The sequence below is a fragment of the Vibrio furnissii CIP 102972 genome, assembly GCF_000176175.1.
Classification (GTDB): Bacteria; Pseudomonadota; Gammaproteobacteria; order Enterobacterales; family Vibrionaceae; genus Vibrio; species Vibrio furnissii.
The window spans coordinates 16,421-34,265 of sequence record NZ_ACZP01000016.1 but is presented as its reverse complement, the minus strand read 5'-3'; the positions used below and the strand labels follow the sequence as shown (position 1 = coordinate 34,265).

Genomic DNA, 17,845 nt, shown 5'->3' with positions numbered 1-17,845 from the left:
TTCGGCTAGGAATTGTTCATGCGCAGACTCAAAAAAACGCTCATTGCCCTTTCTCTCTCCTCTTTCTATTGCACCAGCTTTGCCGCCACACATGATGCCTTTGCCGAGCTGGATCAAGCCACGGCCAACGCCAAACGTTCTCCGGAAGAAATCAAACAAGAGTTTCACGACTACGTGAATCGACGCTTCGACGAGTACGAAGCATGGCGAGAAAACTACACCCGCGAATTGGATCAACAGCGCCAAGCCTTGATTAATCAATGGGGCAGCGCGCAAATCTCCGACCAAACCACCGACGTGCAATACAGCGCGGATGATTCGGTGAGACAAGTGGTCGATTATGAAAACAACACAGCCACGGTGTCGGTGTTGGTGGATGCCTCCGTCAGCAATGCCACCGCGCAGCAGTTAGCCACCCAGCAGCTCAACCTGCCTGAAGGCACGGTCGCCGACCTTAACCAAGCGCAAGTCTCCGAACAAACCGTGAATTATTCACGCGAGCAAGAAAACCAAGAAAAAGACTTTGTGCTGGCCCAAACGCGCGCGCAGATGAATGAATACGACATTCAGGCCGAGCGCTTGATCGCCGCCGACACTGGCGCGCCGGATGATTTTATTTATCAACGGGCCTACCAGAAAAAAATGGCGCTGATCGACGAAGCGAAACAGCGCATTGAGCTGATCAGCAATCAATACCGCCAGCAGCGCAAAGCATTGGGCATTCCCGAACCGCTGCCGGCAGACCCAATCCACGCAGCGCAGCCCGTCGACCAGACGCCAGCCAGCAACGAAGTCGCGACTGTCACCGAGCGCCAAGCGGAACCCACCCCGGCTGTCGCTCCGTCCAAAACAAAACCTGCACCTGTCGAACCGGTCGTGGCAAAGGTGCCTGTAACCACCGCGCCAACTGCCGAGCATCAAGCGGCGCAACAGGTGGCATCGTCCACCAGCAGCGACCAACCAGCGGCAACGGTAACAGCGCCAGTGACAACACCAGCGACCGCAAAGGCGACCACGCACACGGCCGCCGCACCGAAAAAAGTCATCAGCTACAAGATCAGCCTGCCTAACAACAGCTTGGCAAAACGTGCCAGCCATTACCAACCGCTCGCCCTAGAAGAAAGCGAGAAATGGTCGGTGGATCCAGCGCTGGTGATGGCGATCATGCACAGTGAATCGGCCTTTCGTCCGGAAGCGAAATCTTATGTACCAGCGTTTGGTTTGATGCAGATCGTCCCGACGACCGCTGGGCATGACGTGAACCGTCAGATGAGAAAAATTGACGCGCCAATGAAGGAGTCGGAGCTCTACCAGCCGCCCGTCAACGTCGAAACCGGTACAGCTTACCTGCATATTTTGCAAAGCAAGTACCTGAAACGTATTGAAGATAAGCAAAGCCGTTTGTACTGCACCATCGCCGCCTACAACACTGGCGCGGGGAACGTGGCACGAGCCTTCAATGCCGACCGTTCGACCAATATTCGTAAAGCAGCCGGTGAAATCAATCAGCTCACGCCCGACCAAGTGTATCAGACGCTGATGAACAACCTGCCGTACGATGAAACCAAAACTTACCTGAAAAAAGTGTCATCACGTTTGGCGCTTTATCAGCCTGAAACCACACAGTGAGCATCAATATGTTGCGTTTAATTCCGCTGTTGTTGATCGTCGTTGGCGTGTACATCGGCGTTCAATACAAAGACACCATCACCAACTGGCTCGGTCAGGACGCCCTCGACCAGATTGAACAAGCCGTCAGTGACGGCACCGATCGGGTGAAAGACAAATTGGAAGAGTTGAAAGAATAATCATGTCAGACATCGAACACACTTTAGAACCCGCAGCGCCATCTCGCTCGCTCAAAGAACGTTCTCTCAAAGAACAATGGGGGCGATTGATTGCGCTGGTGTCTTTGGTTGCCATTGCGCTGGGCAGCTTTAACGACAGCACTGATGCGCTGGAAAAAATCTATGATTTTTCGCTGGCACAGTTCACGGATATTCCCTCGCAGGACAAACTGAACTCGGTTTATGTGCGCGCCTCGGCCAGCGTGTTGGATGAACATCTTGGCGCGCCGGTTTACATCAAACGCTCCGGCGCGGGCGATGTGATCAAGTATTATCAGGACAGCCGCTTTGTGCTCTCTGCGGTGATTCAAGATGAGGCCATTGCTGCGTATCTGGTGTTCCCGACGCAAGGCTTTGTGCCCGATACGTCGAAATCGGCCGGTGGACTGGACTTACTCAGCACTCCGTTTAGCGCGCAAGAAGGTGTGACCGATTTGCGCGCGGCGCTGTCGCGTATGATCACCTATTACATTGAGGAAAACACCGCTGGCGATTTCAGTAATCTGTACACGTCAGTGAGTGGTTACTCCGAATTCGAGAATAGTCTGACCGAACAACAGCGCGCTCAGTTCACCACGTTAACAGACGAACTGATGATGGGCGAAGACGTCACACAATCGGCGCAAGCGCTGCGCCGGACCTTAATGCCCAACTTCTACGGCTACAGCACGCTGGGCTTATCGGCGCTGGAAGACGCGATTTTGACTAAATCTGAATTTCGTTTAATTCAGCCTTAACCCGTCCATCGGTGTTGAGTCAGCATTAAAAAAGCCGCCCATCGACAACTCGAGGCGGCTTTTTTCTCGGATCAATTATTCAACGACGGTGTAGCCTTTACCCCGCAGCAGCTCGGCAAAGGCCTGCTTGGCTTGCGGCTCACCATGAATCAAATGTACTTGTTTCGGCTTTTCATCGATGCCTTCCACAAAGGCCAGCAGGTCATCCTGATCGGCGTGCGCGGAATACCCCGACATCACATGAATTTGGGCGTTCACGTCGATCGCTTCTCCCTCAATCATGACCACTTTCTCCCCCTGCTGAATCGCGCGCCCTAACGTACCTTCTGCCTGAAAACCAGCAAAGATGATGTCCGTGCGAGCATCCGGCAGCAGCGCTTTGAGGTAATCCACAATCCTCCCGCCTTCGCACATGCCGGAGGCGGCGACCACAATCGCCGCTTCACCGGTTGACGAGAGGCGATTAACCAACGCTTGGTGCGAACGGTAATCCTGGACCAACACACATTGCTCAAACGCCAGCGGATGGCGGTTCATCGCCAAACGTTCTTTCGCTTCGTCGCCCCACAGCTGTTTATAGCGACGATACGATTCCGTCACCTTTTGCGCCATCGGAGAATCGAGCAAAATCGGTAAATCGACGTTGATTTGATGCTCATACACCAACTGCTCAATATCAAACAACACTTCTTGCGTGCGGCCGACACTGAAAGCCGGGATCAGAATCGTGCCGCCATCGGCCAGCGACCGGTCGATGATTTCACGCAGTTTACTCGCGCGCACGTCCACGCCATCGTGGTGTGTATCGCCATAGGTTGTTTCGATCACCAGATAATCGGCATGCATTGGCGGCACCGGATCCGGCAACAGCGGCGTGCAACTCGGCCCCAAGTCCCCGGAAAAGACGATCACTTCTTGGTTGGGCATTTGGATTTCAACGTACGCCGAACCGAGAATGTGCCCCGCAGGCACAAACTGACACTGCAACATCACGCCGGAGTCAGATTCAATTCGAAAAGGCTGCTCGTAATCGATGGGGTCAATCAGATGGTCAATCTTGTCTAACACCACCTCTCGCTGCGCACGCGAGAAGCCCGATTGCAGCTTCATGGCGTCATCCAACATCAGCGGTACAAGCTCCGCGGTTGCCGGCGTGCAATAAATCGGCGCAGTGAAACCTGAAGCAATCAACCACGGCAAACGGCCAATGTGGTCGATGTGGGCATGGGTGAGAATGAGCGCTTGAATGTGATCAATGGGAAAATCTGGCTCGACATCCTGAGTATCTTGGCCTTGGAACATGCCACAATCGATAAAAATCGCCAGATCATCCACCACCAGTTCATGACACGAACCAGTGACCGTCTGTTTTCCACCATGATGAGTGAGTTGCATGAGGTGTTCCTTTTGTTTCGAAGAGCGACACGACTAGCATATCGTCAATCGAAATCAGAAAACCGGAGTACCAAAGCAGTTTGAGACGCTGTTCCCTGATTGACCGCAACAAATGCACATAAGTGAATATAAAAATAAGAACTAGGACATACAATGACATTCATGGTGAAAATATTTTTATCTTGAACGAAAAAAACGATGCATGTTCACTGTTTTATTCATTGAAAGTATATACTCGGCTAGGACAATTCTCATCATGAAAAACGTTGTGCTAAAATGCGCGTTCAAAGATAAATCTGGATTTTTGCTGTGAACAAGCTTTTCAATAATTCCATGGTCAGCCATGGACTAGGCGTGGTAGGTACGGTTTTTTTGCTTCACATGATCACCGGCTTTCGGACGCAGCTTCCCGTCACCGTCATCAATAGCTTCTGGCTAGTCAGCGCGGCCTACATCGGAGCAGCGCTCATTATCCCTAAAATCACCAATTTTTTGTTGGTTGATCGAAAATATTACATTTTGCCGGTTCTGACATCCGTTTATGCTTGCGTGATGGTCCTTATTCTCCTGCTGCGCCTGGACTATTCCCGTGAAATTTTGGTGTATGCTTTTTTCATTCAGACCTTTTGGATGTATTTGATTGCTAAACTTAAAAGAGACAAAACCACATTAAAGCTGAAGGCGATTAATAACTTCAGCGTTGATGCGTTGAATGCAAAAAATGCTCGCGTTGAGCTCAGCCTGTTTCCCAATGGCCTTGCCATCACAGACATTGACGACGGCTTGGTTGTCGACCTACACGGTCAACTCTCTCGAGAAGAAGAAAAATTTATTGCCGACTGCAGCCTGAGTAATATTCCAGTGTTTCACTCAGGTAGCATTCGCGAGATGGTAGAAGGCAAAGTGCAGACCTGCCATTTATCAGAAAATGCAATTGGAACCCTGATACCTAACCCGATCTATCAATACATCAAGCGGTTCTGGGAATCATTGCTCATCATAACAACGTTACCCGTGACGCTCTTGATTATGGCAGTCACCGCACTTCTCATTAAGTTGGAGAGTCCTGGGCCAATCTTGTTTATCCAAGAACGAGTTGGTCAGGGTGGTAAGCCATTTCGTATCTACAAATTTCGTAGCATGACAGTCAAATCTGCAGATGCCGAAGATAAGTTTGCCACCCAAGAGCTCGCTCGAGTAACCAAAGTAGGCAAAGTGATTCGTAAAGTGCGCATTGATGAACTGCCGCAATTCTTTAACGTCCTAAAGGGAGATATGTCTCTCATTGGCCCGCGCCCAGAACAAGAAAGTTTTGTCAAACAATTCGAAGATGAAATCCCGTTTTACGGTTACCGACATATGGTTAAACCCGGAATTACTGGCTGGGCTCAAACGGTACAAGGCTATGCTGACGATACCGAATCGACACGAGAAAAGTTATCCTATGACCTATTCTACATTAAACATCTGTCGTTCTGGCTCGATATGAACATCGTTATTAAAACCATAAAAACGATGATGACCGGCTTTGGAGCCAAATAATACTAACGAATCATCGAACCTAAAAAAGGTCAGCTCAAGCTGACCTTTTTTAGGTTACCGGAGGAAAAGTTCATTTCACTCTGGATTCAATTTCACGAGCGAGCTTGTGCAATTCATTCTCGGTAAAACTAAATCCGGCGCCCTGCACACTGTAGTGATATTTCAGATAGTACAAAAATCCTTTTCGATTTGCGCGACTCACAGGATTTGGATTTGATAAAGCCTGCGATAATTCCGACACTCTCACTGGTTGACAAAGATCCTGACGAGCAAAAAAGGCTCTTCCCAACACAAACAGAGGCTTATCAGTTTCCAGTGCTTCCATGCATACTGTCGAATTCACAGAAACCACCGCTTCAGCCTGATTCACCAATGCAGTCGTATTACCTTTAGTGAATAAGGTTCGCTCATCAGCTTGATACGTACCTAAATCATTCGGATGCAGCTTCACCACCAAGCGATGCGAATTGGTCAATGTCGAACGATAAAATGCACGTTCCACCTCATTCAAGAGCGCTTGATTCGACGAAAAATCACTGTGAATCAAAAACTGTGTGTCGTGTTCTAACTGCATTGGGAAAAAGATATAGGGTGAAAGCACGGCATCTGAACCACAACTGCTTTTCGAACCCTTGCCCAAGCGATTCTTGATATTCTGTTGCCAAAAACGGTTCAAGTAGGGGGCGAAGTTCAACGCATTATGGGCAATAGGAGAATTAAGACCACGCCAGCCCCCTAACTTATTGAGCATCAAGAAGTAAGCAAAATGCAATTTTGAACGCATACTTTCATGACCATGAAAGGGTACGGGAACATCAAAAGATCGTTCAGGTAAATCTGCGAATTGGGAAAAATCGATGTCCAATGATGTGATACTGGAGTTCGCATTCACGCCATGAAAATCCAATGTCATCGTGTAAGGGCGGAATAACCCCAGCTCACTCACACAAAAAGGAACCCCCTCTTCCAAACAGATCTCCCTTGCGATGGCATGATGCCAACGAAGATCGTTATGCATCATCACGAAATCTATCGATTTCTCATGCAAGTACTGCCTAAAGTAATGAGCAAAACTTGCAAACTGATTCAGCTCATCGGCCGTGAGTTCACGCTTTTCGAACTTTCTGACGTAGGCAGAAAAGTGATTATTCGAACGGATGACTAGCGCCATGTCAGACGCAGAGAACGTTCTGTGTTGAGATAAAATCGAGCCGATATACTCACACTCATGGCCAGAGAAGTAATGTTGGTAACCCGATTTTGAAAAAATCGCACGAAAGCTCCTCACATTATTGATGTGTTTCACCACTAATGAAAAGAACGGAGAATAAGGTGAATCTAGAGATAGAATATTCATGACACAGCGTTAAATTCTTTCAACCACAATTGCACAATCGCATCTTTACTGAATCGTTGACGATTAATGAGTGCTCTTTGAGACATCTGAGTTCGACAATCATCATCATTGGCCAAAAGAGCGACCTTGTCGGCAAATGCGTCAACATCGAATGTCGGGATGAGGAAACCATCCTCTTCATCACGAATAATCTCAGATGGGCCAGTCTCACAGTCGAAGCTAACAATGGGTAAACCATGAGCTTGCGCCTCTAAGAGCACCATCGGAAAACCTTCATTTCGGGAAGTGAGAATGTAAAAACCCGCTTGTTGATACGCATCACTGATATGGGGTGTGGGTTCATTGACCGTGACAACTTCGGTCAAACCGTTCACCGAAAGTTCATTGAGGAGCCACTCTTTTTTCTCTCCCTCACCGAACAATGTGAAATGCCATTCAGGGCAACGCACGTGGCTTTTCTTAATGATATCAACTAAATAATCTACCCCTTTCATCTGATTATAACGGCCGACAAACAAGATATTTTTCTTGCGATTCGGGCTTACATCGACATCTGCGAAATTGGTGAAATTAGGAATCACGGACACAGAATGAAGATAGGTGTCGTAATATCGTTCTTTGTCCAACTGGGTCAAACAAATTAACCGGTTTAACTTGGGATAACGCCAACGTTTAAAAGCTTTTCGAAGTATTCCGTAATGGTTGTGAGCTAAATGCTCAGCTCCCCACAGTTGGGCATGTTGAAAGCGGCAAAAGCTTGCAAACAGCGTCATTGCGGTCCCAACGGCAATCACCACATCATAACCTTGTTGATCAACATAACGCTCAACATTCTTTTTTAAACGGAGATACCACTTAATTTTTTGCATTGGATTTAAACCATGCAATGCTGGCATATCCAGATAATCAATATGAGAATGTTCAATACGAGTAAACTTAGCAGCGGCAGAGACCGCTTTCACATCTATGTCACCGTGCAAACCACAAAACTCGTGAATCAAATTCAACGTGACTCGTGAAAGGCCGCCAGGCATAGTGATATCGTTGATTAAATATAGTATTTTTTTCTTAGCGGTCATCATTATCCACCTGGTTAAGATGGCTCATCAGCAATTTATCCCATTCGGAGGCCACTTTATTGATGGAGAAGCGCTGTGCGGTACTTTTTACCGTTTCATGATTAAATGAGGTGTTTAACATCAGCTTCATTTTTAAAAACAGATCATCAATATTCTGATACTCAACTAAAAAGCCATTCACACCATCTTCAATAATTTCAGCTGGACCACTCGGGCAATCGAACGATACAACAGGCGTCCCCAAGGAAATTGACTCAACCAATACATTGGGGAAACCTTCGTATTGGGAACTCAATACCGTACATAGCGCACCAGAAAAGTGCCTTTCGATTTCTCGACTAAAGCCAACAAAATCGACTCTATCTTTGATCGATAGTTCATGGCATAGCCCTTCAAGTGCTTTTCGCTGAGAGCCTTCCCCCACAATTCGCAATCGAACATTTGAGTCTTCCGCACACAGTTGGGCAAAAGCTCGTATTGTCATGTCGATAGATTTTTGCGATTCAAGACGCCCCGCATAAAGAAAATAAGGTGCGCTGTGATCGTCCCCAACAGCATGCTGTTGGGGCGAAAAATGCTCGATACTGGGATTATAAATCACCACATTTTTCTGCTCTGTACCCGGGTAATTTTTAATGAAATCATCTCGCATACCATGGCACTGATTGATGATGATATCCGACTGCTTATACAGTAAATCACGCAAATACTCTTGAATTCGAGGTCGGCCTTCCGTCGAACTGTGTTGTTTGATTTTTGAAACCGTATTTATGTTTCTAGAGATGATCTTAAAACGCTGAGATTGGAAGAAAGTACAGCGAACCAGAACAAGAGCCGCTGTAAGCATGTAATGGAATGCGACGATCTGAGCAGGGCGATTGATAGAAATCCAACGTCTTAACGCTAACAGTCCATAGCGAATACTCGAACAGTTTAAGGTCTCAATTTTAATCGACGGATGCAGTTTATGGCTGAGCTGATCGTTACTTAAATTCTGCACTAAAATCGTGATCTTCCAACCTCGATGAATAAGCGCATTTGCAACTTTGATGCAAACGCCTTCGGCACCGCCGCCGCCTAGATTACTGGTAAAAAAAACAACTTCCTTTTTCATCGTCCGTCTTTTACCAAATGTTGTTGCACAAAATCTGCGACAGATTGACCAATCAACTCCTCAAGAATCGTATTGTTATCTTTCGCTTCCCACTTTCCATTGGCGTAACGGTAATATTTAGGCGCTTTCATTTGCGTGTACGGACCGAAGTGGACGCACTGATATTCAATACATTCAAAGCCATTATCATGCTCAATAACATCCAACGAGGCATAAGGACTGTTGAGCTTTTTTCGAATGGATAACGCGAAATCAAGTAACGCTTCTGATGGCTCAACAAACTCAAATTTACCACTACCACTCGCTCTAAAATCTTGCTCACGGACGCCACGCTTGAGCACAAAGCATTTATCCATAAACACCAAAACTTTGTAGTCGAAAGATAAATTGGGGATAAACTTCTGCTGAACATATCGAACACGAGGTGAATTGAACTGAAGTTTTTCCGCAAGATAATCCCCCTTTCTTAATCGAAATTTTATAAGAGATTTCAAATAAGCGAACAATTGACCAGAGGTTGAACTCCAAAACTTCGGTTTTCGAAGAAACCGTGATTGCTCTTCGGTGGTTTCACATAACGTGACCCCTGCGCTACCGGCACCAGATAGACATTTGACCACAGTCTTTGTCGTAACTGGCTTCTCATCAATAAAGTAGTACTGCTCAACATACGGTATATCCAAACTTCTAGCGAGAAGTCCTTGATAGCCTTTATTCTCATGAGCTTTTATGAGTAGGCGACGAGGAATAAGTCGTTCCTCAATATGCGGAAAATCTAGCACATCATCATAATACTGCTTGACCGATGCATTCTGATGGCTACCACATAAATACAAAGAGCTCGTATCCAGTGGCTCATTCTGCAGCGCTTCTACAGACACGAATTCAACAGAAAAACCATTTTTTTCAAGCGTTTTCTGTATAACCGCCATATCCATACTTTTGTAAGTCGGCAAACTTTCGCCAAAAAAATGATTGTAATGAATAATCTTAATGTTCAACTCAAACTCCTCGTGAACAATCTTTAACTATTGAAGCACTCGCTCAACTATCATTGCTTATTTTTGAACGCTTGAATGAGCAGTTCTCGATGAGATTCACACCTGATTTGGTTTAGCTTTTTGTAACCGGCGGTTGAACGACATAACTTAGGAAGAACGCCTGAAGACTTAACGAGTCTTCCCAATCCTTTAAATTGGAATGGGAAAAAATGCTGAATAAGGGCTTCGTCTGTTTTACGAGCAACAAATGCACGCCATTCAGTCAACCAAGCTTGCTCGTCGAGCAACAAAGAGGCATACCCCTCCATTCGATGGATAAAAGCGTCCCTTTCATCCCCCTTAAGGAGAACAAGCGCTTTTTCTTGATCATCAAGACAATAAGGAATAATTTCGAATGGAAGATCGGCTTCTAATCTAATCGATACTGCGTAGCCAATCCGCCAATCGCTAGGCAAGCTCCCGAGACGACCGAATACGGTATTTCCCATTGAGTACACGATAGGCTTACCTTTGTACGTTTCATATGCGCCGGGGACATGAGGATGGTGACATAAGACACCATCAGCGCCTAAATCAACATAATACTGACATAGCTTGCGTAGTTCAGGTCGAGGCAGAGGAAAGTATTCATGACCACAGTGCATGGTCATAAACACGTAATCCGCCTTTTCCTTGGCTTCTTGCAATCGATAAAAATTTTCAACAGGATCAATCGCCGATGCACCAGCATCATAATCAGCATACTGGCTAAATTCTCTTTCACACAGCGCGATGACAGCAAGCACCTTGCCACCAACCTCTTGATAAAAAATCTTATCCGCAGCATCTTGATTTAGGCCAGCACCAACATGTTTGAGCCCAGCAGAATCCAAAGCATTGAGCGTTTCTTGTAAGCCTTCTCGCCCAAAATCCAACACATGATTGTTCGCCATACCAACAAGAGAAAAAGAACTTAATGCCGCAACACAACCGGGGTTTGCTTTAATATTGGGACCACTTTTACTCAACGCTTGTTCTGCCGTCGTTAAGGGACATTCCAAGTTAATGAATGAAAAGTCTGCTTTTCTAATCTCGTCTAAGACGTCCCCAAAGACAGCTTCTTTCTTCTCTAACGTGATGTCGTTGTAATCAGCGACGGGAGCGAAATCCCCCATAAATAACGCAGTTGCTGGTTTCATTGCATTCCTAATTTACTTAACTCAATGCTATTGTGATGCCCCATCTTAAACTAAGACTTTGGCAAATTGCGGGTTAAACGGACCTTCTTTCACTTCAAGTAGTAATGCCCGGTCCGATACACATTCAACGCTATGTATCTCTTGTGGTTTCACTTCTGCGATCGACGCGTTCCCTTCGACCCCCAGCAACGTCTCACATAAGATTTGCCCAGCAGCATCATATGTCGTGACTTTTACACAGCCTTCCAAGACGACAAACATTTCCCATTGATGCTCAAGCTCGTGAAAGTGAGGTTCAACATAGCTACCTTTCACCATTGCAATCAGTAGCCGCTGGACTTTGTCATCATGCGAACGGTGCAGTAATTGATGTGCTCGCTTACGCTCAGCTCTTTCAGCCTGAGCGTAGAGTTCATCGAACTGTTCCTTTTCTAGAAGATTCATAACAATACTGACGCTATTAATACTGTTTCCAGACAACGCGCATCACGTAATCCGTATATGAATGAATGATGCGTACAACTTTATCCGACACATTCGGCATGCTGTAGTCATACACTGGACGAAGTTGGCGTTCATCACCTCTTAATTGCGATGCAATCACTTGTAGGCCTTGCATTACACGCTCGACACCCACACCAACCATCATCACGGACGCTTCTTCCATTCCTTCTGGTCGCTCATGCGCTTCTCGTAGATTAAGCGCAGGAAAGTTCATGATAGAAGACTCTTCATTGATGGTGCCGCTATCAGACAACACGGCTTTCGCATTTTTTTGTAGGTGGTTATAGTCATGAAAGCCAAGAGGCTTCATCAATTGAATATTAGGGTGGAAAGTAAGCCCATGAGCTTCAATACGATTCCGAGTTCTTGGATGAGTCGAGACAATCACGGGAAGGCCGTATTGCTCAGCCACGGTATTCAATGTTTCCGCCAACTTGAGCAATTGGGTGGGCGAATCCACATTTTCTTCACGATGTGCGCTGACCACAAAAAATTGTTGAGCCTTTAGATTGAGGCGTTTCAATACGTCTGAGCTGTCAATCTGCGGCATATAGTGATTGAGCACCTCAAACATTGGACTGCCCGTTTTAATCACGCGATCGGCAGGAATGCCTTCAGCCAACAAATAATCGCGAGCGATCGAGCTGTAAGTCATATTGATGTCAGCGGTGTGATCCACGATGCGTCGGTTCGTTTCTTCCGGTACCCGTTGGTCGAAACACCGGTTACCTGCTTCCATATGAAAAATTGGTACTTTTCTGCGCTTTGCCGGAATCGCAGAGAGACAAGAGTTAGTATCACCCAATACCAACATCGCTTCCGGCTGAACTTGCTCCAATACCTCATCCACTTTAATGATCACTTGCCCGATTGTTTCTGCTGCATTTTTTCCTGCTGCATTGAGAAAGAAATCAGGTTTTCTAACACCTAAATCATTAAAAAAAACTTCGTTTAATTCATAGTCATAATTTTGTCCTGTATGGACTAAAACATGCTCACAATGTTCATCAAGCTTGGCAAGCACGCGAGATAAACGAATGATTTCGGGCCGTGTTCCAACAACCGACATGACTTTTAATTTTTTCATTCTATGTACTCTCATTAAAGCGGGTGAGCGAATGTATCTGGCGCAGAGCGATCAAACACCTCATTTGCCCACAACATCACGAGCAGCTCATCATCACCAATATTCGTAATGTCATGCGACCATCCCGGAACCGTTTCCACGATCATTGGCGCGCTACCACTTGCTTCTAACGCGTAGCATTCACCTGAAATCATGTGTTCAAACTTGAACAAAGCTTTGCCTTTGATCACAAGAAATTTTTCATTCTTTGTATGATGGTAATGCCCGCCTCGAGTGATTCCTGGGTGCGCAGAGAAAAATGAGAACTGCCCTGCAGACGGCGTTTTAAGCATTTCACAGAACGCGCCGCGTTCATCCGTATAGCTCGGGATCGAATAGCAAAACTGTTGAGGACGGAAGTAGCTCAGATAGGTCGAATAAAGTGCTCGAGTCAGGCCTTGCCCAACATTTTCAGTCACCAACGTCTGACGGCTGTCTTTAAATCGGTTTAGCAATGCAGCGACGTCGCCAACCGTTGTCGAATATTCAGGCTGAACTTGACACCATCCCGGTGATGTTTTGCCTTCCAACAAATCAATTAATGATTGGCAAACATCATCGATATATACCAATGTGACTGAAGCCGAAGGGTCATTGATACTGATCGGTAAATCGTTGGCGATATTGTGACAAAACGTCGCCACAAAAGAGTTGTAGTTAGGTTTGCACCATTTACCGAACACATTTGGCAATCGGTAGATGTAAGTTGCTGCTGATGTGGATGCTGCATATTGATGAACAAACTGCTCCGCTCTCAACTTACTCAATCCATAGGGATTCGCATGTTCCGCTTGAGTAGAAGAGCTCAACATCATTGGCGTTTTCTTCTCAAGCGACACTAACGTATCCACAATAAACTGTGTCAGTTCTGCGTTACCTTGTTCAAACTCACGCTCATGTTGAGGACGGTTAACACCAGCGAGATGAAAAATAAAATCCGCAGTTTTTAGACAATCAATTAGCTCATCGCGCGTTGTATTTTTGCCGACCTGAGTCACGTGATGGTATCCCTGCTCAGACAACATCATACATAAGTTTTGACCAATAAATCCCTCGGCACCTGTAACGACAATATTCATATTATGCATCAAGTTCAAATTCGTCCCCTGCACACATGGCTCGAATAAATGGCAACTTCATTAACAAAGCTTTCATTCCCTCGACGTCCAAACGCTCGGTATTGTGTGAGTTATAATCCTCGATCTGTGCAATCCGCGCATCGCCTTCCTCAACATACTTACTGTAGTTAAGATCTCGAAGATCAGGTGGCACTCGGTAATACTCATTCATGTCTTCGGCCGCAATCATTTCTTCTCGACTGAGTAAACACTCATAAAGCTTCTCACCATGGCGAGTCCCAATCACATTGATAGGATGTTGAGGCACGTGAAGTAATTCACGTAAAGCTTGGGCGAGCGTGTCGATTGTTGCAGCAGGCGCTTTCTGCACAAAGATATCGCCATTGTTACCGTGTTCAAATGCGTATAAAACTAAATCGACAGCATCTTCAAGCGTCATCATAAAGCGCGTCATATTAGGGTCAGTGATCGTCAGAGGTTGATTGGCCTTAATGAGATCAACAAACAATGGAATAACAGACCCTCTAGAGGCCATCACATTGCCATAACGCGTACCGCAGATAACCGTTTTTGTTTCATCAACGTTACGTGCTTTGGCCACCATGACCTTTTCCATCATGGCCTTCGAAATACCCATAGCATTGATAGGATACACCGCTTTATCCGTGCTCAGGCACACCACCCTCTGCACCTGGTTAGCAATCGCCGCTTCAAGGACATTTTCAGTGCCCAGTACATTCGTTTTCACCGCTTCCATAGGGTGAAATTCACAAGAAGGAACTTGCTTCAGTGCCGCTGCATGATAAATGTAATCCACACCACGAGTTGCACTCAGCACACTGTTGTAATCTCGTACGTCACCGATATAAAACTTTAATTTGCTATTGCAATATTTCTTTCGCATATCATCTTGTTTTTTCTCATCGCGAGAAAAAATTCGAATTTCTTTGATGTCCGTTTCTAAAAATCGATTCAACACGGCATTCCCAAATGAGCCAGTGCCACCAGTGATTAGTAATACTTTGTTTTTAAACACTTTTTTACCCTTTAACAGACTTCATTATGCGACTTGGCAAACTTCTTTTTATAGGTTATCCAACTGCCCAACATGACAGAGAGCGTGAGTACAGCAAACGCTGACAACGACTGAGTCATGCTGAGATCCAAAGACGCGATAACGACCAATAGGACGAAACACAGCACAATGCTAACGATATTGACGAGATAGGAAAAGCCTACTTTAAATAACCACTCTGAGTTATATAAGGTCATAGCGACCAAAAGTAGGTTCCCTGCGAACTGAATGGCGACAACTGACGCGATGCCAAATTTTGAAAATAGCGTGTAGAGCACAAGCGTCACGGCCATGGCAACAAAGTAGATGTAGCTGACGTACTGTGTTTTCTCAGTCACTCGAGTGCCAATATCAACGGAATCTTTAACCACAAACAGTAGTGTCGATAGAAACAACGGCGCCATGTATTTCACAGACTCAGTGTATTCTTCAGACAACAACAATTGCCCCATGAGTGGTGATAACAAAGCAAAAGCAATCGACGCATAGAGACAAACGCCAACAACCATTGCATTCATTATTTTGAGCTTAGTATAGTCCTTGCTATTGAGCATTTTATACAGCATGGGATACCACGCCATATTAAAAGCCATGTAAATAATCTGCGCCATTGAAGACACCTTCAATGCTGCAGAGTAGATACCCAACGCATGCATAGACATCGCATTGATGATAAAGAACTTGCTGACATGCCGGTTTAACACTGCGCCAATTCGAGCAGGCATCTGTGGTAAACCAAACCGAAAAAGACGCTTGAGATAACCCCTATCGATACGCCAATCAACACTGCGTTTGAGTAAAGCGATCTGCAGCACCAGCAACACCACAAAGCCGATTGTTTGCGACAAAAAATAGTGGAAGACGCCGTATTGTTTAATCACGAGAAAGTAATAGATAAAAATCACTTGAACAGCGATCTGAATAAAGGTCAGCAGCGATAATGAGACTGCACGGTCGTCATAACGATAGACAATAAACAGTATTGAAGAGACATTGGAAAAGAAAACCAATGCCGACATCAAACTAATGATAGGCATTCCAACCGGAAGATCATCAAGAAATAACCAGCCCAGCCCATGAATCGCCCCGATTAATAGAACGTTTGCCAACACGATAAACAGAACAATGGTTCCTATCAACCGAGTTTGCTGGAACTCTTGATTGGCATAGAATCGCTGAAATGACGCATCCAATTGCAGGAGACCAAAAATCATGAGCACGTTGTAAGCCGTCTGAACTAATTCAATGACACCAAATTCTTCCGGCGTTAATGCTGACGTCACAAAAGGCAACACCAACACCATAGAAAACTTACTGAGCCCAAACCCTAAGCCGTAGACAATAAAGTTTTTTACTAATGACCGGGTCATTTTGCCTGACTCAACAGCTCTGCAATCATTCGGCGCGGTACAAACTGACGAACGAAGGCCTGACCTTTCTCCGCTCGCTGTTGACTTTCCGCATAGCGACTGAACACATTTACCATCATTATTGCCGCTTCTTCTGGCTGACCAGGTGGCACAAAATGAATGATATCGTCTCCGATCACTCTTTTGATTTCCCCCACATCGGTACATAGTACTGGGTTTCCTGTACTGAGATATTCCCCCAATTTCGATGGAAATCCGCCCTGTGCTTGCAAATTGTCCGGGCGAGTTAAAACTAGCAATCCAGAAGCGTTAATTGTTTCTAATACCTTTTCGTGAGGCACTCGTCCTTTGAAAACCACATGTTGTTCGATACCCAATTGTTGAACCAATGCGTTCAATCGTTTCATCGCGGCATCTTCCGCACTGCCAAGCAACACTAAACGGTACGGTTCACTTCTCCCCTTTTTCTCAATAAATAACGAGAAAGCGTGCAGTAGATCCTCGATTCCATCTTTGTTATTCCCCATATACCCGCAGTAACATAACTGGTGTTGATCGACGAGATTCGTATTTTTATCGAAAAAAGATTCATCAATAAAAAAGGGGATGACCTGAACACTCCCTCGCTTCACATGAGGCTCATAAAATTGTTTAAGGGTATAGGAGCAAGTAATGAACTGATCAACATGTCGTAGAGTATGGACGTAACATTGGCTCAACAAGCGCTTGTGTCGACGCAATGAAGTAATCTTGTAGAAAGGGAATTCAGTTCGCTCAGCAAACAAACGACGCGCAAAAAGAAAGCAGCCCAAAAACCGGGGTAACACCAGCTCTCCGTATATAAAAGCATCACTACGGATAAACAAAGATAGCCAATAAAGATAAAGGAACTGCTTCAACTTACCCAACCGAGTAGGAGCGTAACCGCTCACAATTCGCGTCTGATAGCCATTGGCCGCGAAACCCGCGACAATGTGCTGAAGACGAATCGTCGAAGCACAGCTTTCATCAATACTATCTCTGGTAAAAAAAGTTATTTTAGACATAAAACTATTTTTTCTCTAACACGTACAAAACGTTATGCTTTATCTTCCATGAACCATTCACAGACTGTAGTCACATTTGTTATCAAACAAAAACAAACAGCATTCATATAGAGCGCAATTTCATTGCGCTCTATTCTAACAGCATTTCCAACCTAAAGAAGGGTAGCATTGGCTCATTAGAATCCGACTTTAGAAGGTCTCGTAGAGATGTAGCGATAGGCAAGGTTCGAAAAATTCTCAACCTAAAACCCTTGATGCAGGACAACAGAAAAGAAAGTCATCCTCGCGTGGACGATGGGAACGTTCAGCATTCATTGAGTAGCAAGACATAACGTGACAAAAATCACAACAATTGATGTAATTTTACATTGGATTCTCATTGTGACTAGAGATAG

At 45.5% G+C, this 17,845-nt stretch carries 16 protein-coding genes; 4 read left to right on the top strand and 12 right to left on the bottom strand.

The features are described 5' to 3' along the window. The first annotated feature begins 18 nt into the window (after positions 1 to 18). The 3 genes from VFA_RS18145 to VFA_RS18140 are packed head-to-tail and all read left to right on the top strand — an operon-like array spanning position 19 to position 2,584. Positions 19 to 1,629, top strand: coding sequence for a transglycosylase SLT domain-containing protein (locus VFA_RS18145; RefSeq protein WP_004728315.1), 1,611 nt, complete (start codon positions 19 to 21; stop codon positions 1,627 to 1,629). A gap of 8 nt (positions 1,630 to 1,637) precedes the next feature. After that, positions 1,638 to 1,808 carry a hypothetical protein gene (locus VFA_RS23935; protein WP_004728314.1) on the top strand — a complete coding sequence of 57 codons (171 nt, stop codon included), beginning with the start codon at positions 1,638 to 1,640 and terminating at the stop codon, positions 1,806 to 1,808. Positions 1,809 to 1,810: 2 nt separating this feature from the next. Then, a complete protein-coding gene (locus VFA_RS18140; RefSeq protein ID WP_004728313.1) occupies positions 1,811 to 2,584 on the top strand; it encodes an ETEC_3214 domain-containing protein in 774 nt (257 codons plus the stop codon). 75 nt (positions 2,585 to 2,659) lie between these two features. Here the strand turns inward: VFA_RS18140 and VFA_RS18135 are convergent, their stop codons facing one another. After that, the gene (locus VFA_RS18135) at positions 2,660 to 3,979 is read right to left on the bottom strand and encodes an MBL fold metallo-hydrolase RNA specificity domain-containing protein (protein ID WP_004728312.1); all 1,320 of its coding nucleotides are present in this window, start codon (positions 3,977 to 3,979) and stop codon (positions 2,660 to 2,662) included. Between the two features lie 309 nt (positions 3,980 to 4,288). Between VFA_RS18135 and VFA_RS18130 the strand changes: the two genes are divergently transcribed. Beyond that, positions 4,289 to 5,521, top strand: a complete 1,233-nt coding sequence (locus VFA_RS18130; RefSeq protein ID WP_004728311.1) for an exopolysaccharide biosynthesis polyprenyl glycosylphosphotransferase — start codon at positions 4,289 to 4,291, stop codon at positions 5,519 to 5,521. A gap of 70 nt (positions 5,522 to 5,591) precedes the next feature. Here the strand turns inward: VFA_RS18130 and VFA_RS18125 are convergent, their stop codons facing one another. From VFA_RS18125 to VFA_RS18075, 11 genes are read right to left on the bottom strand one after another with little or no spacing between them, the layout of a single operon-like run. Further along, positions 5,592 to 6,878: a capsular polysaccharide export protein, LipB/KpsS family gene (locus tag VFA_RS18125; RefSeq protein ID WP_004728310.1), complete on the bottom strand. Its 1,287-nt coding sequence runs from the start codon at positions 6,876 to 6,878 to the stop codon at positions 5,592 to 5,594. After that, complete coding sequence (locus VFA_RS18120) at positions 6,875 to 7,960, bottom strand: glycosyltransferase family 4 protein (RefSeq protein WP_232281754.1); 1,086 nt, start codon at positions 7,958 to 7,960, stop codon at positions 6,875 to 6,877. The genes VFA_RS18125 and VFA_RS18120 overlap by 4 nt, the downstream gene beginning before the upstream one ends. After that, a complete protein-coding gene (locus VFA_RS18115) occupies positions 7,947 to 9,071 on the bottom strand; it encodes a glycosyltransferase (RefSeq protein WP_004728308.1) in 1,125 nt (374 codons plus the stop codon). Before VFA_RS18115 ends, VFA_RS18120 begins: the two co-directional genes overlap by 14 nt. After that, positions 9,068 to 10,072, bottom strand: coding sequence for an ATP-grasp domain-containing protein (locus VFA_RS18110; RefSeq protein WP_004728307.1), 1,005 nt, complete (start codon positions 10,070 to 10,072; stop codon positions 9,068 to 9,070). The genes VFA_RS18115 and VFA_RS18110 overlap by 4 nt, the downstream gene beginning before the upstream one ends. Positions 10,073 to 10,122: 50 nt before the next feature. Continuing rightward, entirely contained in the window at positions 10,123 to 11,250 is a 1,128-nt protein-coding gene (locus VFA_RS18105; protein WP_004728306.1) for a CapA family protein, read from the bottom strand. Positions 11,251 to 11,295: 45 nt separating this feature from the next. Then, positions 11,296 to 11,694: a WbuC family cupin fold metalloprotein gene (locus tag VFA_RS18100; protein ID WP_038152518.1), complete on the bottom strand. Its 399-nt coding sequence runs from the start codon at positions 11,692 to 11,694 to the stop codon at positions 11,296 to 11,298. A gap of 16 nt (positions 11,695 to 11,710) precedes the next feature. Beyond that, the gene (wecB, locus tag VFA_RS18095; protein ID WP_004728304.1) at positions 11,711 to 12,841 is read right to left on the bottom strand and encodes a non-hydrolyzing UDP-N-acetylglucosamine 2-epimerase; all 1,131 of its coding nucleotides are present in this window, start codon (positions 12,839 to 12,841) and stop codon (positions 11,711 to 11,713) included. Between the two features lie 14 nt (positions 12,842 to 12,855). Then, on the bottom strand, positions 12,856 to 13,959 hold the full coding sequence (wbjC, locus tag VFA_RS18090) for a UDP-2-acetamido-2,6-beta-L-arabino-hexul-4-ose reductase (protein ID WP_038152516.1): 1,104 nt from the start codon (positions 13,957 to 13,959) through the stop codon (positions 12,856 to 12,858). A gap of 1 nt (position 13,960) precedes the next feature. Then, entirely contained in the window at positions 13,961 to 14,995 is a 1,035-nt protein-coding gene (locus tag VFA_RS18085; protein WP_004728302.1) for a polysaccharide biosynthesis protein, read from the bottom strand. An 11-nt stretch (positions 14,996 to 15,006) separates the two neighbouring features. Continuing rightward, positions 15,007 to 16,404: a lipopolysaccharide biosynthesis protein gene (locus VFA_RS18080; RefSeq protein WP_004728301.1), complete on the bottom strand. Its 1,398-nt coding sequence runs from the start codon at positions 16,402 to 16,404 to the stop codon at positions 15,007 to 15,009. Beyond that, positions 16,401 to 17,450 (bottom strand): glycosyltransferase family 4 protein, encoded by a 1,050-nt coding sequence (locus VFA_RS18075; RefSeq protein ID WP_004728300.1) that lies wholly within the window; start codon positions 17,448 to 17,450, stop codon positions 16,401 to 16,403. The genes VFA_RS18080 and VFA_RS18075 overlap by 4 nt, the downstream gene beginning before the upstream one ends. Positions 17,451 to 17,845: the final 395 nt, after the last annotated feature.